Genomic DNA, 16,139 nt, shown 5'->3' with positions numbered 1-16,139 from the left:
GTCGCATGACAGTTTGATGTCACCCCGGTAACGCGTCATCGGGATGAGCAGAATGCCCCTGGCCGGCACTCCCGACGCAGCCCCGCTTTGTCACCGGAATCAGGGACTTGCTCGATTCGGTCGAGGCTGGCCGGCGATTTGAGGATCAGCCGGCCTTTATGAAGAAAAGCCGGACGGGAGCGCGTTGCTCTCAGCCAGACGGTGTCGTGGCCGGGCCATCGCCGAAAACAGGTCCGTTGGGGTAGGTTGTGACGCTGTCTCATGCCGGCGGTCGCTGCTCCCGCCCGTAACTGGGAAGAGCGGAATTCGAATGTCGCCATTGTCTCGGCTGGATGCCGCCTTTCATATGGTGCGATCGCACCATAGTCTTGGCCGCTGACAGGGGCGCGAATCTTCGCCGTATTCCCGGTACTCGGGCAGAGCCGGCCTTACCCGGCGTTGCGCTGCGCCTGCCGGCTGGCGCCGACCCAGCGCTCGACCTTCTCGAGCAACGCCCGGGGACTGATCGGCTTGGGCAGATAGTCGTCCATGCCTGCCTCCAGGCAGCGCTCGCGGTCGCCCTTCAGCGCATGCGCGGTGACGCCGACGATTGGCACATGCGTGCCGGTTTCTTCCTCCAGCCGGCGAATGACGGCGGCTGCTTCGAGACCGTTCATCTCCGGCATGGAGACATCCATCAGGATCATGCACGGGTTGAGCCGGCCGAAGGCGTCGAGCGCCTTGCGGCCATTGCCGACGATCTCGAAACCATAACCGGTCTCGCCGAGGATCTGGGTGAACACCATCTGGTTCACCTCATTGTCCTCGGCCACCAGGATATCCAGCCTGTCGCCGCCAGCCGCCACCGGTGGCCGGGGGCGAATCGAAGGCGGCTGCAGCAGCGCCCGCTGTTCGGACGGTGCCGAGGGCTGCGGCCGCATCACATAACCCGTAGCGACGTCGGCTGCGAGCGGCTGCGCGTCGCTGCCGCTCGTGTTGTGGCGATGCCGCTGGATGGTGGCGACCAGCGTTTCCAGCAGCACCGAGGAGCGCGCCGGCTTGATCAGCTGGGCATCGATGCCAAGATCGCGATAGCTGGTGTTGGCGAGCGACTGGTCGACCGAGGTCAGCATGATGATCGGCGTGCCGGCAAGGCCGGCGGTGCTGCGCACGATCCGCGCCATTTCGGCGCCGCTCATTCCAGGCATCTGGTAGTCGAGCACGACGCAATCGACCGGGACACCATAGGCAGCGGCGGCGATCAGTACCTTGAGGCCTTCGGCGCCGCTTTCGGCCGCGCAGGAATCGAACGTCCACGATGTCATCTGTTCGGTCAGGATGGCCCGATTGACGGCATTGTCGTCGACAATCAGCACACGCGCACCGGTCACGTCGATCGGCATGATGCGCTGTCCGTTCTGCTGTCCGGCCCTCGGCAGCGTCACCGAGAACCAGAAAGTCGAGCCCTTGCCTTCCGCACTTTCGACCCCGATGTCGCCGCCCATCAGCTCGACGAGCCGCGAGGTGATGGCAAGACCGAGGCCGGTTCCCTCGTGCCGCCTCGTCGAAGAGGTGTCGACCTGGCTGAATTTCTCGAACACCAGTTTCAGTTTTTCCTCGGGGATACCGATACCGGTATCGGTGACCGAGATCGTCAGCTTCGTTCCGGTCGGAACCCTCTCGCCGGTGACGTCGACCAGCACATGGCCTTCATCGGTGAACTTCACCGCGTTGCCGAGCAGGTTGGTGACGATCTGTCTGATACGGCCGACATCGCCGACGAACAGGCTCTCGAGCCGAGGTTCGACACGCACGATCAGCTCGAGGTCTTTTTCCTTGGCTCGTGTCGACACCAGTGTCGCCACATCCTCGATCGCCTCGGCCAGATTGAAGGGCGCCGGATCGAGCACCAGCTGACCGGCATCGATCTTGGAGAAGTCCAGGATGTCGTTGATGATGGTGAGCAGCGCATTGCCCGATTTCACGATGATGTCGGTGAACGTCTTCTGCTTCGGGTCGAGGTCCGATTTGGCCAGCAGTTCGGCCATGCCGAGCACACCGTTCATCGGCGTACGGATCTCATGGCTCATATTGGCGAGGAATTCCGACTTGGCGCGGTCGGCGAGCACGGCGCGCTGACGCGCCTCGCGCAGTTCGGCCTCTCGCATCTTCAGCTCGGTGATGTCGGTGGTCGAGCCGATCAAATAGAGCGAGCCGTCGGAGGCGATCATCGCGCCCTTGCGGGCGAATTGATGCCTGACGCTGCCGTCGGCCAACGTCACCGTCTCTTCGACCTCCTGGGTTTCGCCGGTGCGCAGCACGGCGAGGTCGCCATTGACGAAAGCCTCGCCATCCGGCCCGAAAATCTCGATGTCGGTCTTGCCGATAGCCTCTTCCTTGCGGAAGCCCGTGAGATCGCACCAGCCCTTGTTGACATAGAACTGCCTGAGATCGGAGCGCTTGGCGTAGATCGATACCGGCACGTTGTCGATCAGGCTGCGGAACACCTCGTTCTCGCGCATGCTCTCTTCCAGCGCACGCTCGCGCGCCTTGACGTCGGTGATGTCGGTGCTCGAACCGACCAGATGCACCGACCCGTCCAGCGTCACCAGGCGGCTCTTGCGCGTCATCAACTGCCGAACCGTGCCGTCGCGATGGGTGACGGGTTCCTCGACCTCCCTGACGGCGCCCGTCACGGCGACTTGCGTGTCGTCATGGCTGTAGCCATCGGCGTCCTGCGCACCGAACAACTGCCGGTCGGTGCGGCCGATGACATCCTCCTTGGCCAAGCCGGTGATCGCGCACCAGGCCTTGTTGACGAATTCTATGCTCAGGTCCTGCGCCTTGATGAAGGCGGCCACCGGCAACTCGTCCATCACGTGCCGGAACAGGTCGATCTGGCGCATCGAATCGCGCAATGCCGCCTCGCGGCTCTTGATCTCGGAGATGTCAACTCGAACACCGATGAAGGTGCCATCATCGGTCCGCATGTCGTAGACCTGGTACCAGCGGCCGTCGGGGTTATGACGCTCGTAGCAGGAATTGGGCAAGCGGTAGCGGGCGAGGATCGCATCCAGCCAGCGGTCATGGTCGCTGTCGTAGAGCTGGTCGACTTGTGGATCGCCGCTGTCGCGGAAATAGCCGTTCGCATGGCCCAGAACGAGTGCCTCGCGGAATGTGCAGCCGGGCTGCCATGCCGGCTTCAAGGCCGGCAGCGTATCCTGGATCTTGCGGTTGGCGAAAACGAACCTGTCGTCGCGATCGTAGATGATCACGGCGGCCGGCAAGGATTCCAGCACGCTGGCGAGATGCTTGCGCGCATCCTGCGCTTCCGTCTCGCGGCGCTTCATTTCGGAAATGTCGAACAGGAAGCCGGCAACGTAGTTGCGGCCGCTGGCCATGCCGACGCGGCTCTTCCTGACGACGCGTGATCGGCTGGCGCCATCGGCCTCGAAGTTTTCTTCCACTTCGTAAGCGCGTCCGGTTGCAAGCACCTCCCGTTCGCTCTGCTCGAAGAGCGCGACAGCGTTCGTCGGGAGGAAATCGCCGCCGGGCTTGCCGAGCATGGCTTGCGGCGTCTGGCCAAACAGGGCCGCGAACGCCTCGTTGACGAAGACAAAACGCAGATGGTCGTCCTTGACGAAGATCGGATCCTTGACGGCGTTGATCACCGCTTCCGCCAGCCGCGCTTTCTCCAGCGCGTCGGCGAGTTCGGCCTCCCGGTCCTTCATGTCGGTGACGTCGACATAGGAGATCAGCCGCTTGCCGCCGGCCAGCGGCGCCATCGACGATATCAGCGTGCGGCCGTCATTGCGCGGGAACTGCCGCGATCCGGCGGTGCCAGCCCTGATTTCCGCCTCGCGCTCGGCGATATGCCGCTGCCATGATGCATCGTCGGCACCAAACGGATCGATGTCGCGGCTGGCGTCCATCAGATCGCGGAAGCTGCAGCCGATCTCGGCGCGCCGGGCGTCGATCTGCCAGAAATCATAGAAAGCACGGTTGATGATCTCGGTGCGCATATCGGCGTCGAGGACGAGGACACCGATCGGCATCTGGTCGACCATGGTGCGGAGACTGGCGAAGGTCTCGGCGATCTTGGCGTTCGCGCTTTTGATCTCCGCATCGCGTTGCTTGATCTCGGTGACCTCATAATAGGTCAACAGCCGCTTGCCGCCTGACAGCGCCGTCACCGAGAACATCATCGTCCTGCCGTTGGCATGGACAAATTCGCGCGGCGCGACGGATCCGGCGCGAATCTCCTCGAGACGAGTGGCAAGGTAGCGCTGCCATTGCCGTTCGTCGATGTCGCCATAGATGCCGCTGCGGCGGTTGAGCTCCATCAACAGGCTGAACGGAGCGCCGACGCCGACAGCGCCGTCCGGAATCCTCGAGAGGTCGCGATAGGCCTTGTTGACGATCAGCGTGTCGAGCCTGGCGTCGAGGAGCACGACGCCCATGTGCATGGCGTCCATCGTCCGCTCGAGGTCGGCCAGATGCTGGTCGGGCTCGCCGTCGGCCGATGGTTCCGGCCCCGGACCCTTGAAGGCGCCGGCCAATGCCGTGACGTTGCGGCCGATTCCGCGATAGCCGGCAAATCTTCCTTCGTCGTCGAACTTCGGAAAGCCTGATGTCAAGACCCAGCGACAGTCGGCGCTGCCACCCTTGAGTTCGTAGACGAAGTCGCGAAAAGGCCGGTGCGCCTGCAGATCCTCCAAATGCGCGGCGCCACTACGATCGCCGTTCAGGACCTGATTGAGGAAGTCGAAGCGGAACCGGCCAAGCACGTTTGCCGGATCGATGCCGGTGGCTGCCTGGTAATTTTGCGAGAGCCAGGAGAAGCGCAGTTCGGCGTCGGTCTCCCAGACCCAGTCGGAACCGGCTTCGACGAGTTGGCGAAGCGCATCGTTCGAATCCATGCAAGAGGCGGACGATGATGCATCGTCGCCATGCGCTGTGGATCTGCGAGGCGCGCGCTTGCCGCGCGCGCTGATTGTTTCGTTCGCTTCCGCCATGCCGTCCCCACCCCGAAAACCAAGGCCGAACCCTCCTCCGCGGTTCGTCGGCAAAATGTGCCCGAGAAGCATTAAGGATCCGCTAACCTTAACGGTCAGTTAGCTTCATTCCGCCCGGTTGTCGGCGGGGTCGAACCCGCTATATAAGCAACGGCAGGGGTATTGCTGATGCTTGGACGGATTGTGCCTTTTTTCATGGGGCTGGCGCTGCTTTTCGGCGGCGGTTGCTCGCGCAGTTATGACGGCACGGTCGTCATCCCGAGACCGCTCGATGTCCGGCGCATCTGGGATCGGCCGCCACCGAATGTCGACTACGGCCAATCCGAGGTCGAAAACGGCGCTTTTCCGGTGGCGCCGCAGCCGCCCCGGCGTTTTTCCGAGCGCAAGGTCAGCCATGCCGCACCGAAACGGCACCAGACGAGGTTGCCTGCGTCGGCGTCCCTATCGGCGCCGGCGAAGTCGCTGACCTGCAGGAACATCAGCGAGCCTGGCAAGAGAGCTCGCATGGTCTGCGATTAGATTGGAGCTTGGTCCTAAAAGCGGGATTCGGTCAAACAAACACGATCCGCGGATAGCTCGGCGAACGGGCTTTCACAGGGAAGCAGCGCCTTTTTTCGGCTCCTTCGCTCCGAGCTTGTCGAGTGCAAGACGAACCTGACGCAGATCTTCCTGCCAACCGTCATCGTCGTCCATTGGACCCTCCGAGGCAGCCCGCTGCAACCCACGCGCCTCGGATTCGATCTCGCGCAGTTCGGCGATTTTCTGTTCGGTGGTCAGCGAGTCGTCTTCGACGATCTCCAGCACCCGCATTTCCCTGAACGTAGCCATGGCGTTCCTCCCGGCTGATGTCGATCACAACGCCGTGAGCGCCCCTCTGTTCCAGACGGATCGCGCAGCCGCATAGCAGCAGGCACGCCGCCGCCGGTGATCGCAAATCGGGGAAGACCGGCGATCATTCGGCCGGGAAAAATGCCGGGCCGACCAAGCGCACCGGCCGCTCGCCGGCCTCGATCGAAAGGTGCTGGGCGGCACCTGGGGCTTCGGCATCGATCCCGGGGACGGCCGCAACCGTGCCGAGATCCGGCTTCGCCGTCGGCAACGGAATAATGGCGTTGCGCATGTTGGCGGGCGTCACGGTCCTGGCTCGCAGTTCGGTGACCCGCTGGTAGTAGCGCTTGACGTCGCATGCCTTGAAATTCGCATCATCGCGATATCTGAAGGCTGCCGGCAGCTCGGTATAGGGTTTGCGCGTGTCGAGCGCGGTCATCTGGTCGGTCTCGAGGCTGGCGTCGTTCAACGTGTAGAGGTCGACGCCGGGGTCATCGCAGATGTAACGGCATTGATCGACCGTCTCCTTCAGATCGCCGCTGGCGGCGAATTGCGACTTTGGCGCCGGGAAGAAATATCCGTCCGACAGACGCACGCAAAACAGCATCGCATTGCCGGCGAACGTGGTGCTCGCCGATTGGGTGCTGGGCGCGGCGCGCACAGGCCGTTGCTTTGCCGAAGGCGCACAGCCAAGCGCGACGAGGCGCGCCTGCAGGCCCGCTGTGTCGCGGCCCGAATTCCCAGCGGCAGCAATCCGGCGCTGCACATCCGAGCGGCTCCTGGCGAGATCGGCGCAAGCGTTGAAGAGACCACCAAGCGAACTCTTCGCCGTGCACTGGCGCTGTCTCTCGATAGTCTGGATGGCTGCAAGTTGCCGGCGCAACTGGGCAAGCTCCGGGCTCGCCCCGCCGCTGCGGCCAGCCGAAAGCAACTGGCTTCTGATCGCGCCGCAGCTGTCCGCGTAGGACGAAAGCGTACCGAACAAAACTGCCGCCAGAGAAATAAATGCGATCACCATGGAAGGCCAGAAACGGATCATCGGGACAACTGGTCCTTTTTGCGGAGAACCTGGAATTTAGAGTCCATGACTTCAGCAAGCTTCGGTTACATGAGTAGTTCCTAATAATCTAACGAATTTCGACATGAATGACCTATTGTCTATTGTACTACGTCACCTCATGTAAATTCGATATTACATTTTTATTTCAAGATTGAGACGAACCTCGAAAGAAAGCGCAAGCCTGACCATCGCCGAGGACCTGCAGCGCAACGGACCAAGATCAATGCGCCATTATCGCCAGGGGTTCGAAACCTTTGTCGGGCCTTCCGCGTTGAAGGACCAAAGGGAGAACGCAGATGTCGATCCACTTCACCGTCTCCGGCCTGACAAGAAACCTGTTTCACTCGCTGGGGCTGGACCAGCGCGCGCCAAGGCCACTCAATCCCGAGCAAAGCCTGCTGCTGGAATGCTATCTGGCCGGCCAGGTTCCTGAATCAGCCTGGAGCGACTACGTCTTCGAGACGCCCGATCTTGCCCGGCATGCCGAGGCTAGGCGCAGTCACCACTGACCCGACAACGAGGCTTACTTGGGAGAGGCGAATTGCAACGTAAACACGTTGCCAGCGATCCCTTGCGCCAGCTTCGCCGAGAAAGTCAGGGGCAGGCAATCCTGCAGGGCCGCTGTCGCGGCATCGACAAACGTTTTCTTCGATTTGGCATCACCATCCACTTTAATGGCCGTCGGCCTCGGCGGGCCGATCAGCGTGCCGTCCCGCTTGAAGCTGAAGCTCAAGGTGACGCTGGCGGTCCCGGCGTCCGCCGGCGGTGTCCAGCATGCCTGGATCGCTGCCCCGACATCGTCCATAGTGTTGAGTTCGGCTGCACTCGAAGCATGGACAGCGGCCGCCAGCATCACGCCCGCAACCGCAATCCGTCTCGCAACGCTTTTCATCGCCAGCCCTCGTCTCATGCCTGACCGACAATCCATGCCGGACTGCCGAAATGGATGGTAGGGCCAACGCCGGCAATGACAATATCTCTCGACAAAAGTTGACGCCAAAAAAGCGACACTGGACGAGGCCTGCGTGCCAGATCGCACTTGGCGATGGCGTGCGAACAGCAAAAAGGCCGGCATTGCGCCGACCTTTCCTATCGCTACGACGTTCTGCGCCAGTACATCCGTGGTCGCGGGCCGAAAGCGAATTGCCTGCAGTAGACAGGGCTTTGGTTAACGTATCCTTAACCTCAGGCCTTGGCCTGCGACTTCACATGGGCGATGTAGCCGCGCACATCGCCGGCCGGCTCGCTATAGGCCTTGCCGAGCGTCTTCTCGATCGCCGCCACATAGTCCTTCGCCCACTTGGGCAAAGCATAGTCGACGACGGCCAGGAATTCGAGCGTCGCCGCCAGGCGGATATCGGCGATGGACGGGTTCTTGCCGCCGATGAACGGCTTGCCGTCCCTGAAGAAGCTGTGAAACACTTCGAGCGGCTCGGCGATCGCCGCCATCGCCGCCTTCTGGGCCTCCGACTTCCTGTCGGGGTGCGCGTCGCTGTGGCCGACCTCGCCGGCATATTGTGGGAAGCCGAGCGCCGGATAGGTGGCGCGCGCCACATAAGGGTAGAGCGTACCGATCAGGTAGAACATGGCACTGTCGACCATCGCCCGCTTGGCCGGCGCCTTCGGATAGAATTTCTCCAGCCCGTGCTTGTTGGCGAGATACTGCATGATGGCGCAACTTTCCCACAGCACGCCTCTGGGGAGGCCCTTGTCCTCGATCATCGGTGTCAAATGGGCGGGATTTCGCGCCATGAACTCCGGCGAACGGGTGTGGCCCCAGGCATCGGTCTCGGCATGGTCGAAACCGGCCGCGCGCGCAAACACCCGCACGGTCATGTTGTTGACGCTGGGCTTCAGCATACTGAGCTTCAACGCCGGCTTCTTGGCCGGCTTGGACTTGGGCGCGGCTTTTGCCGTCGCCTTCACCGCAGGCTTGGCGGCCGCCTTGGCTTTTGGCTTTGCCGCAGCTTTCGCCGCGGATTTCCCGGCAGTCTTCGTCGCTGTCTTGGCCATCTTGTTCCTCCCTCTGGTCTGTTCAGTATGGGTTCTTCGGCGCCCGATCGTCCGACAAGGTGGCGCGGGAACGCTCGACGAGCGCCTGGATCGCATCGGCGAGATGCACTTCGGCGATGTTGTAGTCGCCGCGCGTGACCCGCAGCCTGTGCGCTTCCATCAGCACATCGGCGTGGGTGAAGCCCGCTGGCGGTTCGAAGCGGTAGGACGCCAGTTCGATCAGCAGGCCGAGCGGATCCTCGAAATAGATCGAATCCATGAAACCGCGATCCTTGACGCCGCTGTGCTTGATGCCGCGCTCGTCAAGACGGGAGACCGCCTGCAGGAAGGTGACGCGCGACACCGAAAAGGCGATGTGGTGGACACAGCCCGGATCGGTCGGCGTGCGCCGCTTCTCCGGTGTGCGGCTCTCGTCGGTGAAGATGGTGATCAGCCGGCCGTCGCCGGGATCGAAATAGAGATGGCTTTCCCTCGGCTTGTCGAGGTTGGGCTGTTCGAAGACGAACGGCATGCCGAGCACGCCTTCCCAGAAATCGATAGAGGTCTGGCGCCCGGCGCCGACCAGCGTGATGTGATGAACGCCCTGCGACTGCAGCTTCTGCATTGGCATTCCTCCCCCACGGCATCAACTGGCCGTCCGGGCAGCGCGGCGTTCTGCGCGCCGCCGGAGCCGCACCTCAGGATCCGTGACGTGATGCTAATGCAAACAGGGCCGCAGCGCCAGAAGCGACGAACGCGGCGACGCAACGGATAAGCCGGATGATTGAGAGTGCGCCGTCCTTCCGATGCCCGGCATCGGAAGGACGTACACGCTACGCTTTTGGAGGCTGAGGGTCGACGATCCGGCCGACGGCCGACCGAATTGAGGTACCGACTTACGAGCCGCTGCTGTTGACCGTAGTGCCGACGTTCGTGAAGATCCCGTTGAGCGAATTGCCCAGCGCCCCGGCGCCGGTGATGATCGCCAGCGCGATAAGAGCCGCGATCAAGCCATACTCGATCGCGGTCGCGCCCGACTCGTCCCAAGCGAAACGACAGGCTATTTTCTTCATGTCGACCTCCTACAGCTACTAAAGCGACAACTAATATATCGTCGTGAGTTGCGGGGGCGTTAAGGTTCTCGGTTTCGGGTCCGTTAACATTTGCCAGACGAATGAAATGAAGGCCAGTATCGAGGGTCGTCGACTTCAGAAATGAAATCGGCGGCATCCTGCAAATTTGTCGAAAAACTTGGTACGCCCAAGGGGAATCGAACCCCTGTTCCCGCCGTGAGAGGGCGGTGTCCTGACCGCTAGACGATGGGCGCGTTCAAGAACCGGCGATATAGGCTGAGCGCTGGGAAAAAGCAACTGGGCTTAGGCCGCTTTCCCTTGCCGAGGAAAAGCCGGCCGTCAGCCTATCGTTTTGGTTCGATCAGATCCCAGAGATTCCCATGCAGATCGGCGAAAACCGCCACCGTGCCATAGGGCTCGAAGCGCGGTGCTTCGCGGAATTCGACGCCCTTCTCCAGCATCGCCGCATGGTCGCGGGCAAAGTCGTCGGTTTCCAGGAACAGGAAGACACGCCCGCCGGTCTGGTTGCCGATGCTCTGCCTTTGCGCCTCGTCGGACGCTTCGGCCAGAAGCAGCCTGGCGCCCTGCCCGTTGGCCGGCGCGACCGTGATCCAGCGCTTGCCGCCGCCGAGATCGACATCTTCGACGAGCAGGAAGCCCAGCCGCTCGACATACCAGGCAATCGCCTCGTCATAATTGGCGACGACCAGGGCGACCGTGGCGATGCGGCGATGCTCGGCGAACCCGCTCATGCCTGAGGCTTGCTCATTGGCCTGCTGCCGTTCATCGTTGCGGCTCGGTCACTTGTTGCGGATCGCAAAGCGGCCGATCAGGCGTCGCTCGGTGATGTCGTAGACGAAGATCGTGCGGCTGCCGTCGGCAAGCTCGGCGTCGATCGAGACACGATTGCCGGACAGCGACTGGCTGAGCACCTTGGCGCCGACCGGCAGCACGATGTCGCCGCTGACCGGTTCGCCGGCGGGTGTCTGGATATCGCCGGCCAGCGGCGGGTTCGCCGACGGTGCATTGCGCGCTTTGTAGACAAGGGCGCCGATCACCACCATAAGGGCGAGGAACAGCAGGCCGAGATTGATCCCGACGAAGCGGACGAGTTTCCTGCGCACCTTTTCGACCTCGGGGTCGAGCGGCTTATCCTGGTCTTCTTCGGCGATCGGGCTGGCCATGGCAAAACAGTTCCGGAACGGTTTTTCAATGAGCGCTCATAGCGAAGAGGCCCCTGAATTGATAGAGGCGGAACCGACAGTGCTGGTGGCGGGCGCGGATGCGGCCGGCCTGCGCCTCGACCAGTGGCTGGCCGCAAGCCTCGGCCCGAACATGTCACGCAGCCGCGTGCAGATGCTGATCAGGCAGGGCGCGGTCTCGGTCGACGGCAAGCCCGTCGACGAGACCAAGCGCAAGATGGCGCCGGGCGAGAGCGTGTCGGTTACCATGCCGGAGCCGGAGCCGGCGGAGCCGCAGGGCGAGAACATCGCACTCGATGTACTCTATGAGGACGACGAACTGATCGTCATCAACAAGCCGGCCGGGCTTGTCGTGCACCCCGGAGCGGGCAACTGGACCGGCACGCTGGTCAATGCGCTGATCCATCATTGCGGCGACAGCCTTTCAGGAATCGGGGGTGTGCGCCGGCCGGGCATCGTCCACCGCCTCGACAAGGAGACCAGCGGCGTCATGGTCGTCGCCAAGACCGACCGCGCCCACAAGTCACTGTCCGAGGCTTTCGCCGATCACGGCCTGACCGGCGACTTGGAGCGTGCCTATCTGGCGCTGGTCTGGGGCATACCGCAGAGGCCGACCGGAAGGGTCGACGCGCCGCTCGGCCGCGCCGCCGACCGCGTGCGCCGTGCCGTGGTGCCGGAAGGACGCGACGACGCCCGTCATGCGGTCACCCACTTCGCCGTGCAGGAGCGCTTCGGCGAGAGCCAACAGGAGTTCGCCACGGCCAGCCTGGTCGAATGCCGGCTGGAGACCGGCCGCACCCACCAGATCCGTGTCCACATGGCGCATATCAGCCATCCGGTGATCGGCGACCCCGATTACGGCCAAGCCTTCCGCACCAAGGCCAACCGGCTGCCCGAACCGCTGAAAAGCCAGGTCAAGGCATTTCCCCGGCAAGCTTTGCATGCCTGGCTCCTTGCATTTCGCCACCCCACTACCCATCTAACGATGAGGTTCGAGACGCCGTTACCGAGGGACATGGAGGAACTCGTCGGCGGCTTCCGCAAGCTCTGAACCCGTCACCGACAAGCCATCAAAAAACCTGACTGACATTGTTCACTTCACCGTGACACACTGTTTCGTGTTGAACAAATGCCTGTCTTTTCTGGTTTTGTTCCTGTATAAGATCTGATGTCGCGGGCGAGCCTTTTGGTGCTCGCGTCACATGCCCGCCGCGTTTCGGGGGCATCACTCCAATAGAGAGGGGGCGCTATCATGGCCCAGTCACTACCCAGTATCGTTTCCGGCGAAGGCGGCCTCAGCCGCTACCTGGAAGAGATCCGCCGCTTTCCCATGCTGCAGCCGCAGGAAGAGTACATGCTCGCCAAGCGTTACGCCGAGCATGAAGACACCTCCGCTGCGCACAAGCTCGTCACCAGCCACCTCAGGCTCGTCGCCAAGATCGCCATGGGCTATCGCGGCTATGGCCTGCCGATCGGCGAAGTGATCTCGGAAGGCAATGTCGGCCTGATGCAGGCCGTCAAGAAATTCGAACCCGAGCGCGGCTTCCGCCTCGCGACCTATGCCATGTGGTGGATCAAGGCCTCGATCCAGGAGTACATCCTGCGCTCGTGGAGCCTGGTCAAGATGGGCACGACCGCCAACCAGAAGCGCCTGTTCTTCAACCTGCGCAAGGTGAAGGGCAAGATCCAGGCGCTCGACGACGGCGACTTGAAGCCCGACCATATCACCGATATCGCCACATGGATTAAGTTTTCCGAAGCCGAAGTGGTGTCGATGAACCGCCGCCTGTCCGGCGACGCCTCGCTCAACGCCCCGATCCGGGCCAGCGAAGGCGAATCCGGCGAATGGCAGGACTGGCTGGTCGACGACCACGAAAGCCAGGAAGAGATGCTGATCGAGCAGGACGAGCTGGAAAACCGGCGCGGCATGCTGTCGGGCGCTCTTGCCGTGCTCAACGAGCGCGAGCGGCGCATCTTCGAGGCCCGTCGCCTCGCCGAAGAGCCGCTGACGCTGGAAGAGCTGTCGTCCGAGTTCGACATCAGCCGCGAGCGCGTGCGCCAGATCGAGGTGCGCGCCTTCGAGAAGGTGCAGGACGCGGTCAAGGCCGCCGCCAAGCGCCAGACCCAGGCGCTGCGCACGATTGAGGCGCAGCCGGCGGCGTAAGGTTAGCTAAGGCAACAAAAAATCAAGGCGGCGCCAGGAAACCTGGCGCCGCCTTTTTTGTGGCTGATTGGGAGTTGGCGAACGGGGGCGACAGCCAATCTCCCCCGCAAGGGTCGAGATTGGCAGCTTCACCAACGGCCCCTCAAAGCCCGTCCAGCGGAAACTTCAGGTACCGCCGGCCATTGGCTTCGGGTTCGGGCAGCCTCCCGCCATTCATGTTGACCTGCAGCGCATGCAGGATCAGCCGCGGCATCGGCAGCGTCCTGTCGCGCGCCTCGCGCAGGGCGACGAACTCGGCCTCGCTGCAGGCGGCGGCAAGATGGATGTTGGTAGCCTTCTGTATGGCGACCGTGCTTTCCCACAAAGGTTCGCGGCCGCCGGCCTGATAGTCATGGCCGACGAACACCCGCGTCTCGTCCGGCAACGCCAATATGTCCTGGATCGAGCGCCAGAGCCGCGCGGCACTGCCGCCGGGAAAGTCCGTCCTCGCCGTGCCGCTGTCGGGCATGAACAGCGTGTCGTGGATGAAGGCGGCATCGCCGATCACATAGGTGATGGAGGCCAGCGTGTGTCCGGGCGAGAACAGCACCTTGACCGGAAGGGTACCCACTTGGAAGGTTTCGCCTTCTCTAAACAGCCTGTCCCACTGCGAACCGTCGGCGGGAAAATCCGGCCAGTTGTAGATCGCTTTCCACAGTTTCTGGACCTCGATGACCCTGTCGCCGATCGCCGTCGGCGCGCCGGTCTTCTCTCTCAAGTAATGCGCCGCCGAGAAATGGTCGGCATGCGGATGGGTGTCGAGGATCCATTCGACGCTCAGTCCCTGCTCGCTGACGAAGTCGAGCATGACATCGGCATTCGTCGTTGCCGTAGCACCGGATTTCTCGTCGAAATCAAGGATCGGATCGATGATGGCGCATCGCTTCGTCGCCTGGTCGGCGACGACATACTGGATGGCGCCGGTCGGCTTGTCATAGAAGCCGCTGACCTGCGGCCTGGCCAAAGCTACGTCCAATTCCGGCTTCCCCAACTCTCGGTCGCCAGGAATGATTTTCTCTGACGACACCCGAGAGGAGCATGGTTGTCCGCTCGGGTGAGCCAGTCAAGTATCCTTTCGCTCGCGGCGACAGGAAAGCCAAAAACTGTTCCGAGCGGTCAGGCCGACGGCTGCTTGGTCTTCCGCAGATACGGCAGGATGGTCTCATAAGCGCCGAAGCGTTTGATTGCATCCTCGTTGGAAACGGCCGCGGTGATGATCACGTCCTCGCCCTGCTTCCAGTTCGCCGGCGTCGCCACTTGATGCTTGGCGGTGAGCTGCATGGAATCGACCGCGCGCAGGATCTCATCGAAATTGCGCCCCGTGGTCATCGGGTAGGTCAGCACCAGTTTGATCTTCTTGTCCGGTCCGATGACGTAGACCGAGCGCACTGTGGCGTTGTCGGCGGGCGTGCGGCCCTCCGACGTCTCGCCGGCACCGCCCGGCAGCATGTCGTAGAGCTTGGCGACCTTGAGGTCCTTGTCGCCGATCAGCGGATAGTTCACCGAATGACCGGTCGCCGTCTTGATGTCGTCCTGCCACTTGCCGTGACTTTCGACCGGATCGACCGAAATGCCGATGATCTTGACGTTGCGCTTCTTGAACTCGCCTTCGAGCCCCGCCATCGTGCCAAGCTCGGTCGTGCAGACCGGCGTGAAATTCTTCGGGTGACTGAACAGGATCGCCCAACCGTCGCCGATCCAGTCATGGAATTTGATCGTCCCTTGCGTGGTCTCGGCGGTAAAATCCGGCGCAATGTCGTTGATACGAAGGCTCATGGTACATCTCCCCTGTAAACGGAACCGTCGGCAGCGAGGAACGGCACGCGGCAACCCACGCCACCATCAAGCTGTCCCGCCCGGCATCGTTGCATCTTAGCGCAAAAATCGTGGCTGCAAGATAATATGAAACTCTTGTCGGCGGGAGGCGAGCATTTTTATGCTGCCGAATGCGCGGCGCGCGGATGAGAGCCTGGGGCTGGACAGGAAAGGTTCTGTCTCAGCTCTTGTTGACCGCCAGCGTCACAGTCAGGTCTTCCATGCGCTGTGCCAGCGCGCCAAGCGCATTGGTGAGCACGCTATCGCTCTTGTCGGCCTTGGTCAGAGCCTCGTCGCGGGTCTTGCGCAAGGTCAGCACTTCGCTTTCCATGCCCTTGACGCGTTTCTGCAACTCCGAGAGTTCATCCATCACCATGATGCCGGCCATAACGGTCAGCCGCTGATCGCCGATCTCGCCGAACGAGTCCTTCAGGTGTGAAACATAGCGGTCGAAGCGTTCGGCAAGGTCGATCAGATGCTCTTCCTGGCCCTCGTCGCAGGCCATGCGATACTGCTTGCCGTCGATTGAAACCGTGACCTGTGCCATCGGGCCAGCTCCTATCTGTCCAACACGGCGCGGATGGTTTCCATGGCAGTCACCAAACGTCGCGAGACTTCCTTGTTGGCATCTTCCAGCCGTTCGGCGCGCGCTTCGGAATTATCGAGTTCCTGCGCCAGCCGCGAGCGATCGGCATTCATCCGCTGCACCTCGGCCTCGGCTTCGGAGTAGTCGCGTTCATGCTCGAGCTTGGCCGCGACGGCGTTTTCCAGCCCCTCGATGGCCTTGCCCAGCCTCGCGATGACTTCCTTGAGTGTGGCTTCCCCGGTCATGGCCTTCGTCCTGTGCCCTGCCCATCACCGAATCGTTCACGTTCAGAACGCGTTATCCCTGAAACATTAGGCACCGGGTGAAGGCAACGTCAACAAAGCTCTCGCGACTGTCCCCCGCTAACGCTAATGTAGGTCCGCCGC

Annotated in this window: 17 protein-coding genes and 1 tRNA gene; 4 read left to right on the top strand and 14 right to left on the bottom strand. The window is 62.3% G+C overall.

Annotated elements, in window-relative coordinates; translation table 11 throughout:
• Positions 1 to 428 precede the first annotated feature (428 nt).
• The gene (locus NKJ67_RS16840) at positions 429 to 4,994 is read right to left on the bottom strand and encodes a PAS domain-containing protein (RefSeq protein ID WP_352581994.1); all 4,566 of its coding nucleotides are present in this window, start codon (positions 4,992 to 4,994) and stop codon (positions 429 to 431) included.
• Positions 4,995 to 5,162: 168 nt separating this feature from the next.
• On the opposite strand from NKJ67_RS16840, the gene NKJ67_RS16835 reads away from it, so the two are divergent.
• The gene (locus NKJ67_RS16835) at positions 5,163 to 5,513 is read left to right on the top strand and encodes a hypothetical protein (protein WP_128288233.1); all 351 of its coding nucleotides are present in this window, start codon (positions 5,163 to 5,165) and stop codon (positions 5,511 to 5,513) included.
• A gap of 72 nt (positions 5,514 to 5,585) precedes the next feature.
• Here NKJ67_RS16835 and NKJ67_RS16830 read toward each other — a convergent pair whose 3' ends face one another.
• Positions 5,586 to 5,822 (bottom strand): hypothetical protein, encoded by a 237-nt coding sequence (locus tag NKJ67_RS16830; protein WP_013529265.1) that lies wholly within the window; start codon positions 5,820 to 5,822, stop codon positions 5,586 to 5,588.
• Positions 5,823 to 5,946: 124 nt separating this feature from the next.
• The gene (locus tag NKJ67_RS16825) at positions 5,947 to 6,861 is read right to left on the bottom strand and encodes a DUF2865 domain-containing protein (RefSeq protein ID WP_127268025.1); all 915 of its coding nucleotides are present in this window, start codon (positions 6,859 to 6,861) and stop codon (positions 5,947 to 5,949) included.
• 317 nt (positions 6,862 to 7,178) lie between these two features.
• On the opposite strand from NKJ67_RS16825, the gene NKJ67_RS16820 reads away from it, so the two are divergent.
• Positions 7,179 to 7,391, top strand: a complete 213-nt coding sequence (locus NKJ67_RS16820; RefSeq protein ID WP_352581993.1) for a hypothetical protein — start codon at positions 7,179 to 7,181, stop codon at positions 7,389 to 7,391.
• Between the two features lie 14 nt (positions 7,392 to 7,405).
• Here the strand turns inward: NKJ67_RS16820 and tolA are convergent, their stop codons facing one another.
• The 7 genes from tolA to NKJ67_RS16785 all read right to left on the bottom strand — a co-directional run bounded on the left by tolA (position 7,406) and on the right by NKJ67_RS16785 (position 11,131).
• Positions 7,406 to 7,774: a cell envelope integrity protein TolA gene (gene tolA, locus NKJ67_RS16815; protein WP_128308833.1), complete on the bottom strand. Its 369-nt coding sequence runs from the start codon at positions 7,772 to 7,774 to the stop codon at positions 7,406 to 7,408.
• A 293-nt stretch (positions 7,775 to 8,067) separates the two neighbouring features.
• Positions 8,068 to 8,895, bottom strand: coding sequence for a glutathione S-transferase family protein (locus NKJ67_RS16810; protein ID WP_352581992.1), 828 nt, complete (start codon positions 8,893 to 8,895; stop codon positions 8,068 to 8,070).
• A gap of 22 nt (positions 8,896 to 8,917) precedes the next feature.
• Positions 8,918 to 9,499, bottom strand: a complete 582-nt coding sequence (locus NKJ67_RS16805; protein ID WP_352581991.1) for a VOC family protein — start codon at positions 9,497 to 9,499, stop codon at positions 8,918 to 8,920.
• A gap of 271 nt (positions 9,500 to 9,770) precedes the next feature.
• Entirely contained in the window at positions 9,771 to 9,947 is a 177-nt protein-coding gene (locus NKJ67_RS16800) for a Flp family type IVb pilin (protein WP_127320620.1), read from the bottom strand.
• Between the two features lie 179 nt (positions 9,948 to 10,126).
• Positions 10,127 to 10,201: transfer RNA gene (locus NKJ67_RS16795), tRNA-Glu, on the bottom strand.
• Between the two features lie 90 nt (positions 10,202 to 10,291).
• A complete protein-coding gene (locus NKJ67_RS16790) occupies positions 10,292 to 10,699 on the bottom strand; it encodes a VOC family protein (RefSeq protein ID WP_127395797.1) in 408 nt (135 codons plus the stop codon).
• Positions 10,700 to 10,747: 48 nt separating this feature from the next.
• The gene (locus tag NKJ67_RS16785) at positions 10,748 to 11,131 is read right to left on the bottom strand and encodes a fimbrial protein (protein WP_352581990.1); all 384 of its coding nucleotides are present in this window, start codon (positions 11,129 to 11,131) and stop codon (positions 10,748 to 10,750) included.
• A 28-nt stretch (positions 11,132 to 11,159) separates the two neighbouring features.
• Here NKJ67_RS16785 and NKJ67_RS16780 point away from each other — a divergent pair, with 28 nt between their 5' ends.
• Positions 11,160 to 12,200, top strand: a complete 1,041-nt coding sequence (locus tag NKJ67_RS16780) for an RluA family pseudouridine synthase (protein WP_352581989.1) — start codon at positions 11,160 to 11,162, stop codon at positions 12,198 to 12,200.
• Positions 12,201 to 12,401: 201 nt separating this feature from the next.
• On the top strand, positions 12,402 to 13,313 hold the full coding sequence (gene rpoH / locus NKJ67_RS16775; protein ID WP_352581988.1) for an RNA polymerase sigma factor RpoH: 912 nt from the start codon (positions 12,402 to 12,404) through the stop codon (positions 13,311 to 13,313).
• Positions 13,314 to 13,455: 142 nt separating this feature from the next.
• Here the strand turns inward: rpoH and NKJ67_RS16770 are convergent, their stop codons facing one another.
• From NKJ67_RS16770 to NKJ67_RS16755, 4 genes are all read right to left on the bottom strand, one after another.
• Positions 13,456 to 14,328: an MBL fold metallo-hydrolase gene (locus NKJ67_RS16770; RefSeq protein WP_127271973.1), complete on the bottom strand. Its 873-nt coding sequence runs from the start codon at positions 14,326 to 14,328 to the stop codon at positions 13,456 to 13,458.
• A 140-nt stretch (positions 14,329 to 14,468) separates the two neighbouring features.
• Entirely contained in the window at positions 14,469 to 15,128 is a 660-nt protein-coding gene (locus tag NKJ67_RS16765) for a peroxiredoxin (protein ID WP_127260439.1), read from the bottom strand.
• Positions 15,129 to 15,348: 220 nt separating this feature from the next.
• Positions 15,349 to 15,714 carry a cell division protein ZapA gene (locus NKJ67_RS16760; RefSeq protein ID WP_023810969.1) on the bottom strand — a complete coding sequence of 122 codons (366 nt, stop codon included), beginning with the start codon at positions 15,712 to 15,714 and terminating at the stop codon, positions 15,349 to 15,351.
• Positions 15,715 to 15,725: 11 nt separating this feature from the next.
• Positions 15,726 to 15,998: a DUF4164 domain-containing protein gene (locus tag NKJ67_RS16755; protein ID WP_013529251.1), complete on the bottom strand. Its 273-nt coding sequence runs from the start codon at positions 15,996 to 15,998 to the stop codon at positions 15,726 to 15,728.
• Positions 15,999 to 16,139 lie beyond the last annotated feature (141 nt).

Source organism: Mesorhizobium sp. M0088, assembly GCF_040322895.1.
Lineage (GTDB): Bacteria > Pseudomonadota > Alphaproteobacteria > Rhizobiales > Rhizobiaceae > Mesorhizobium.
This window is presented reverse-complemented; position numbering and strand designations above follow the sequence as displayed.

What these genes read in the sequence shown, in the direction of transcription:
- NKJ67_RS16755 (WP_013529251.1), bottom strand. Translation starts at nt 15,998, where the DNA reads ATGACCGGGGAAGCCACACTCAAGGAAGTCATCGCGAGGCTGGGCAAG.
- NKJ67_RS16760 (WP_023810969.1), bottom strand. Translation starts at nt 15,714, where the DNA reads ATGGCACAGGTCACGGTTTCAATCGACGGCAAGCAGTATCGCATGGCC.
- rpoH (WP_352581988.1), top strand. Translation starts at nt 12,402, where the DNA reads ATGGCCCAGTCACTACCCAGTATCGTTTCCGGCGAAGGCGGCCTCAGC.
- NKJ67_RS16785 (WP_352581990.1), bottom strand. Translation starts at nt 11,131, where the DNA reads ATGGCCAGCCCGATCGCCGAAGAAGACCAGGATAAGCCGCTCGACCCC.
- NKJ67_RS16810 (WP_352581992.1), bottom strand. Translation starts at nt 8,895, where the DNA reads ATGGCCAAGACAGCGACGAAGACTGCCGGGAAATCCGCGGCGAAAGCT.
- NKJ67_RS16820 (WP_352581993.1), top strand. Translation starts at nt 7,179, where the DNA reads ATGTCGATCCACTTCACCGTCTCCGGCCTGACAAGAAACCTGTTTCAC.
- NKJ67_RS16780 (WP_352581989.1), top strand. Translation starts at nt 11,160, where the DNA reads ATGAGCGCTCATAGCGAAGAGGCCCCTGAATTGATAGAGGCGGAACCG.
- NKJ67_RS16825 (WP_127268025.1), bottom strand. Translation starts at nt 6,861, where the DNA reads ATGATCCGTTTCTGGCCTTCCATGGTGATCGCATTTATTTCTCTGGCG.
- NKJ67_RS16830 (WP_013529265.1), bottom strand. Translation starts at nt 5,822, where the DNA reads ATGGCTACGTTCAGGGAAATGCGGGTGCTGGAGATCGTCGAAGACGAC.
- NKJ67_RS16835 (WP_128288233.1), top strand. Translation starts at nt 5,163, where the DNA reads ATGCTTGGACGGATTGTGCCTTTTTTCATGGGGCTGGCGCTGCTTTTC.
- NKJ67_RS16790 (WP_127395797.1), bottom strand. Translation starts at nt 10,699, where the DNA reads ATGAGCGGGTTCGCCGAGCATCGCCGCATCGCCACGGTCGCCCTGGTC.
- NKJ67_RS16840 (WP_352581994.1), bottom strand. Translation starts at nt 4,994, where the DNA reads ATGGCGGAAGCGAACGAAACAATCAGCGCGCGCGGCAAGCGCGCGCCT.
- NKJ67_RS16765 (WP_127260439.1), bottom strand. Translation starts at nt 15,128, where the DNA reads ATGAGCCTTCGTATCAACGACATTGCGCCGGATTTTACCGCCGAGACC.
- tolA (WP_128308833.1), bottom strand. Translation starts at nt 7,774, where the DNA reads ATGAAAAGCGTTGCGAGACGGATTGCGGTTGCGGGCGTGATGCTGGCG.
- NKJ67_RS16800 (WP_127320620.1), bottom strand. Translation starts at nt 9,947, where the DNA reads ATGAAGAAAATAGCCTGTCGTTTCGCTTGGGACGAGTCGGGCGCGACC.
- NKJ67_RS16805 (WP_352581991.1), bottom strand. Translation starts at nt 9,499, where the DNA reads ATGCAGAAGCTGCAGTCGCAGGGCGTTCATCACATCACGCTGGTCGGC.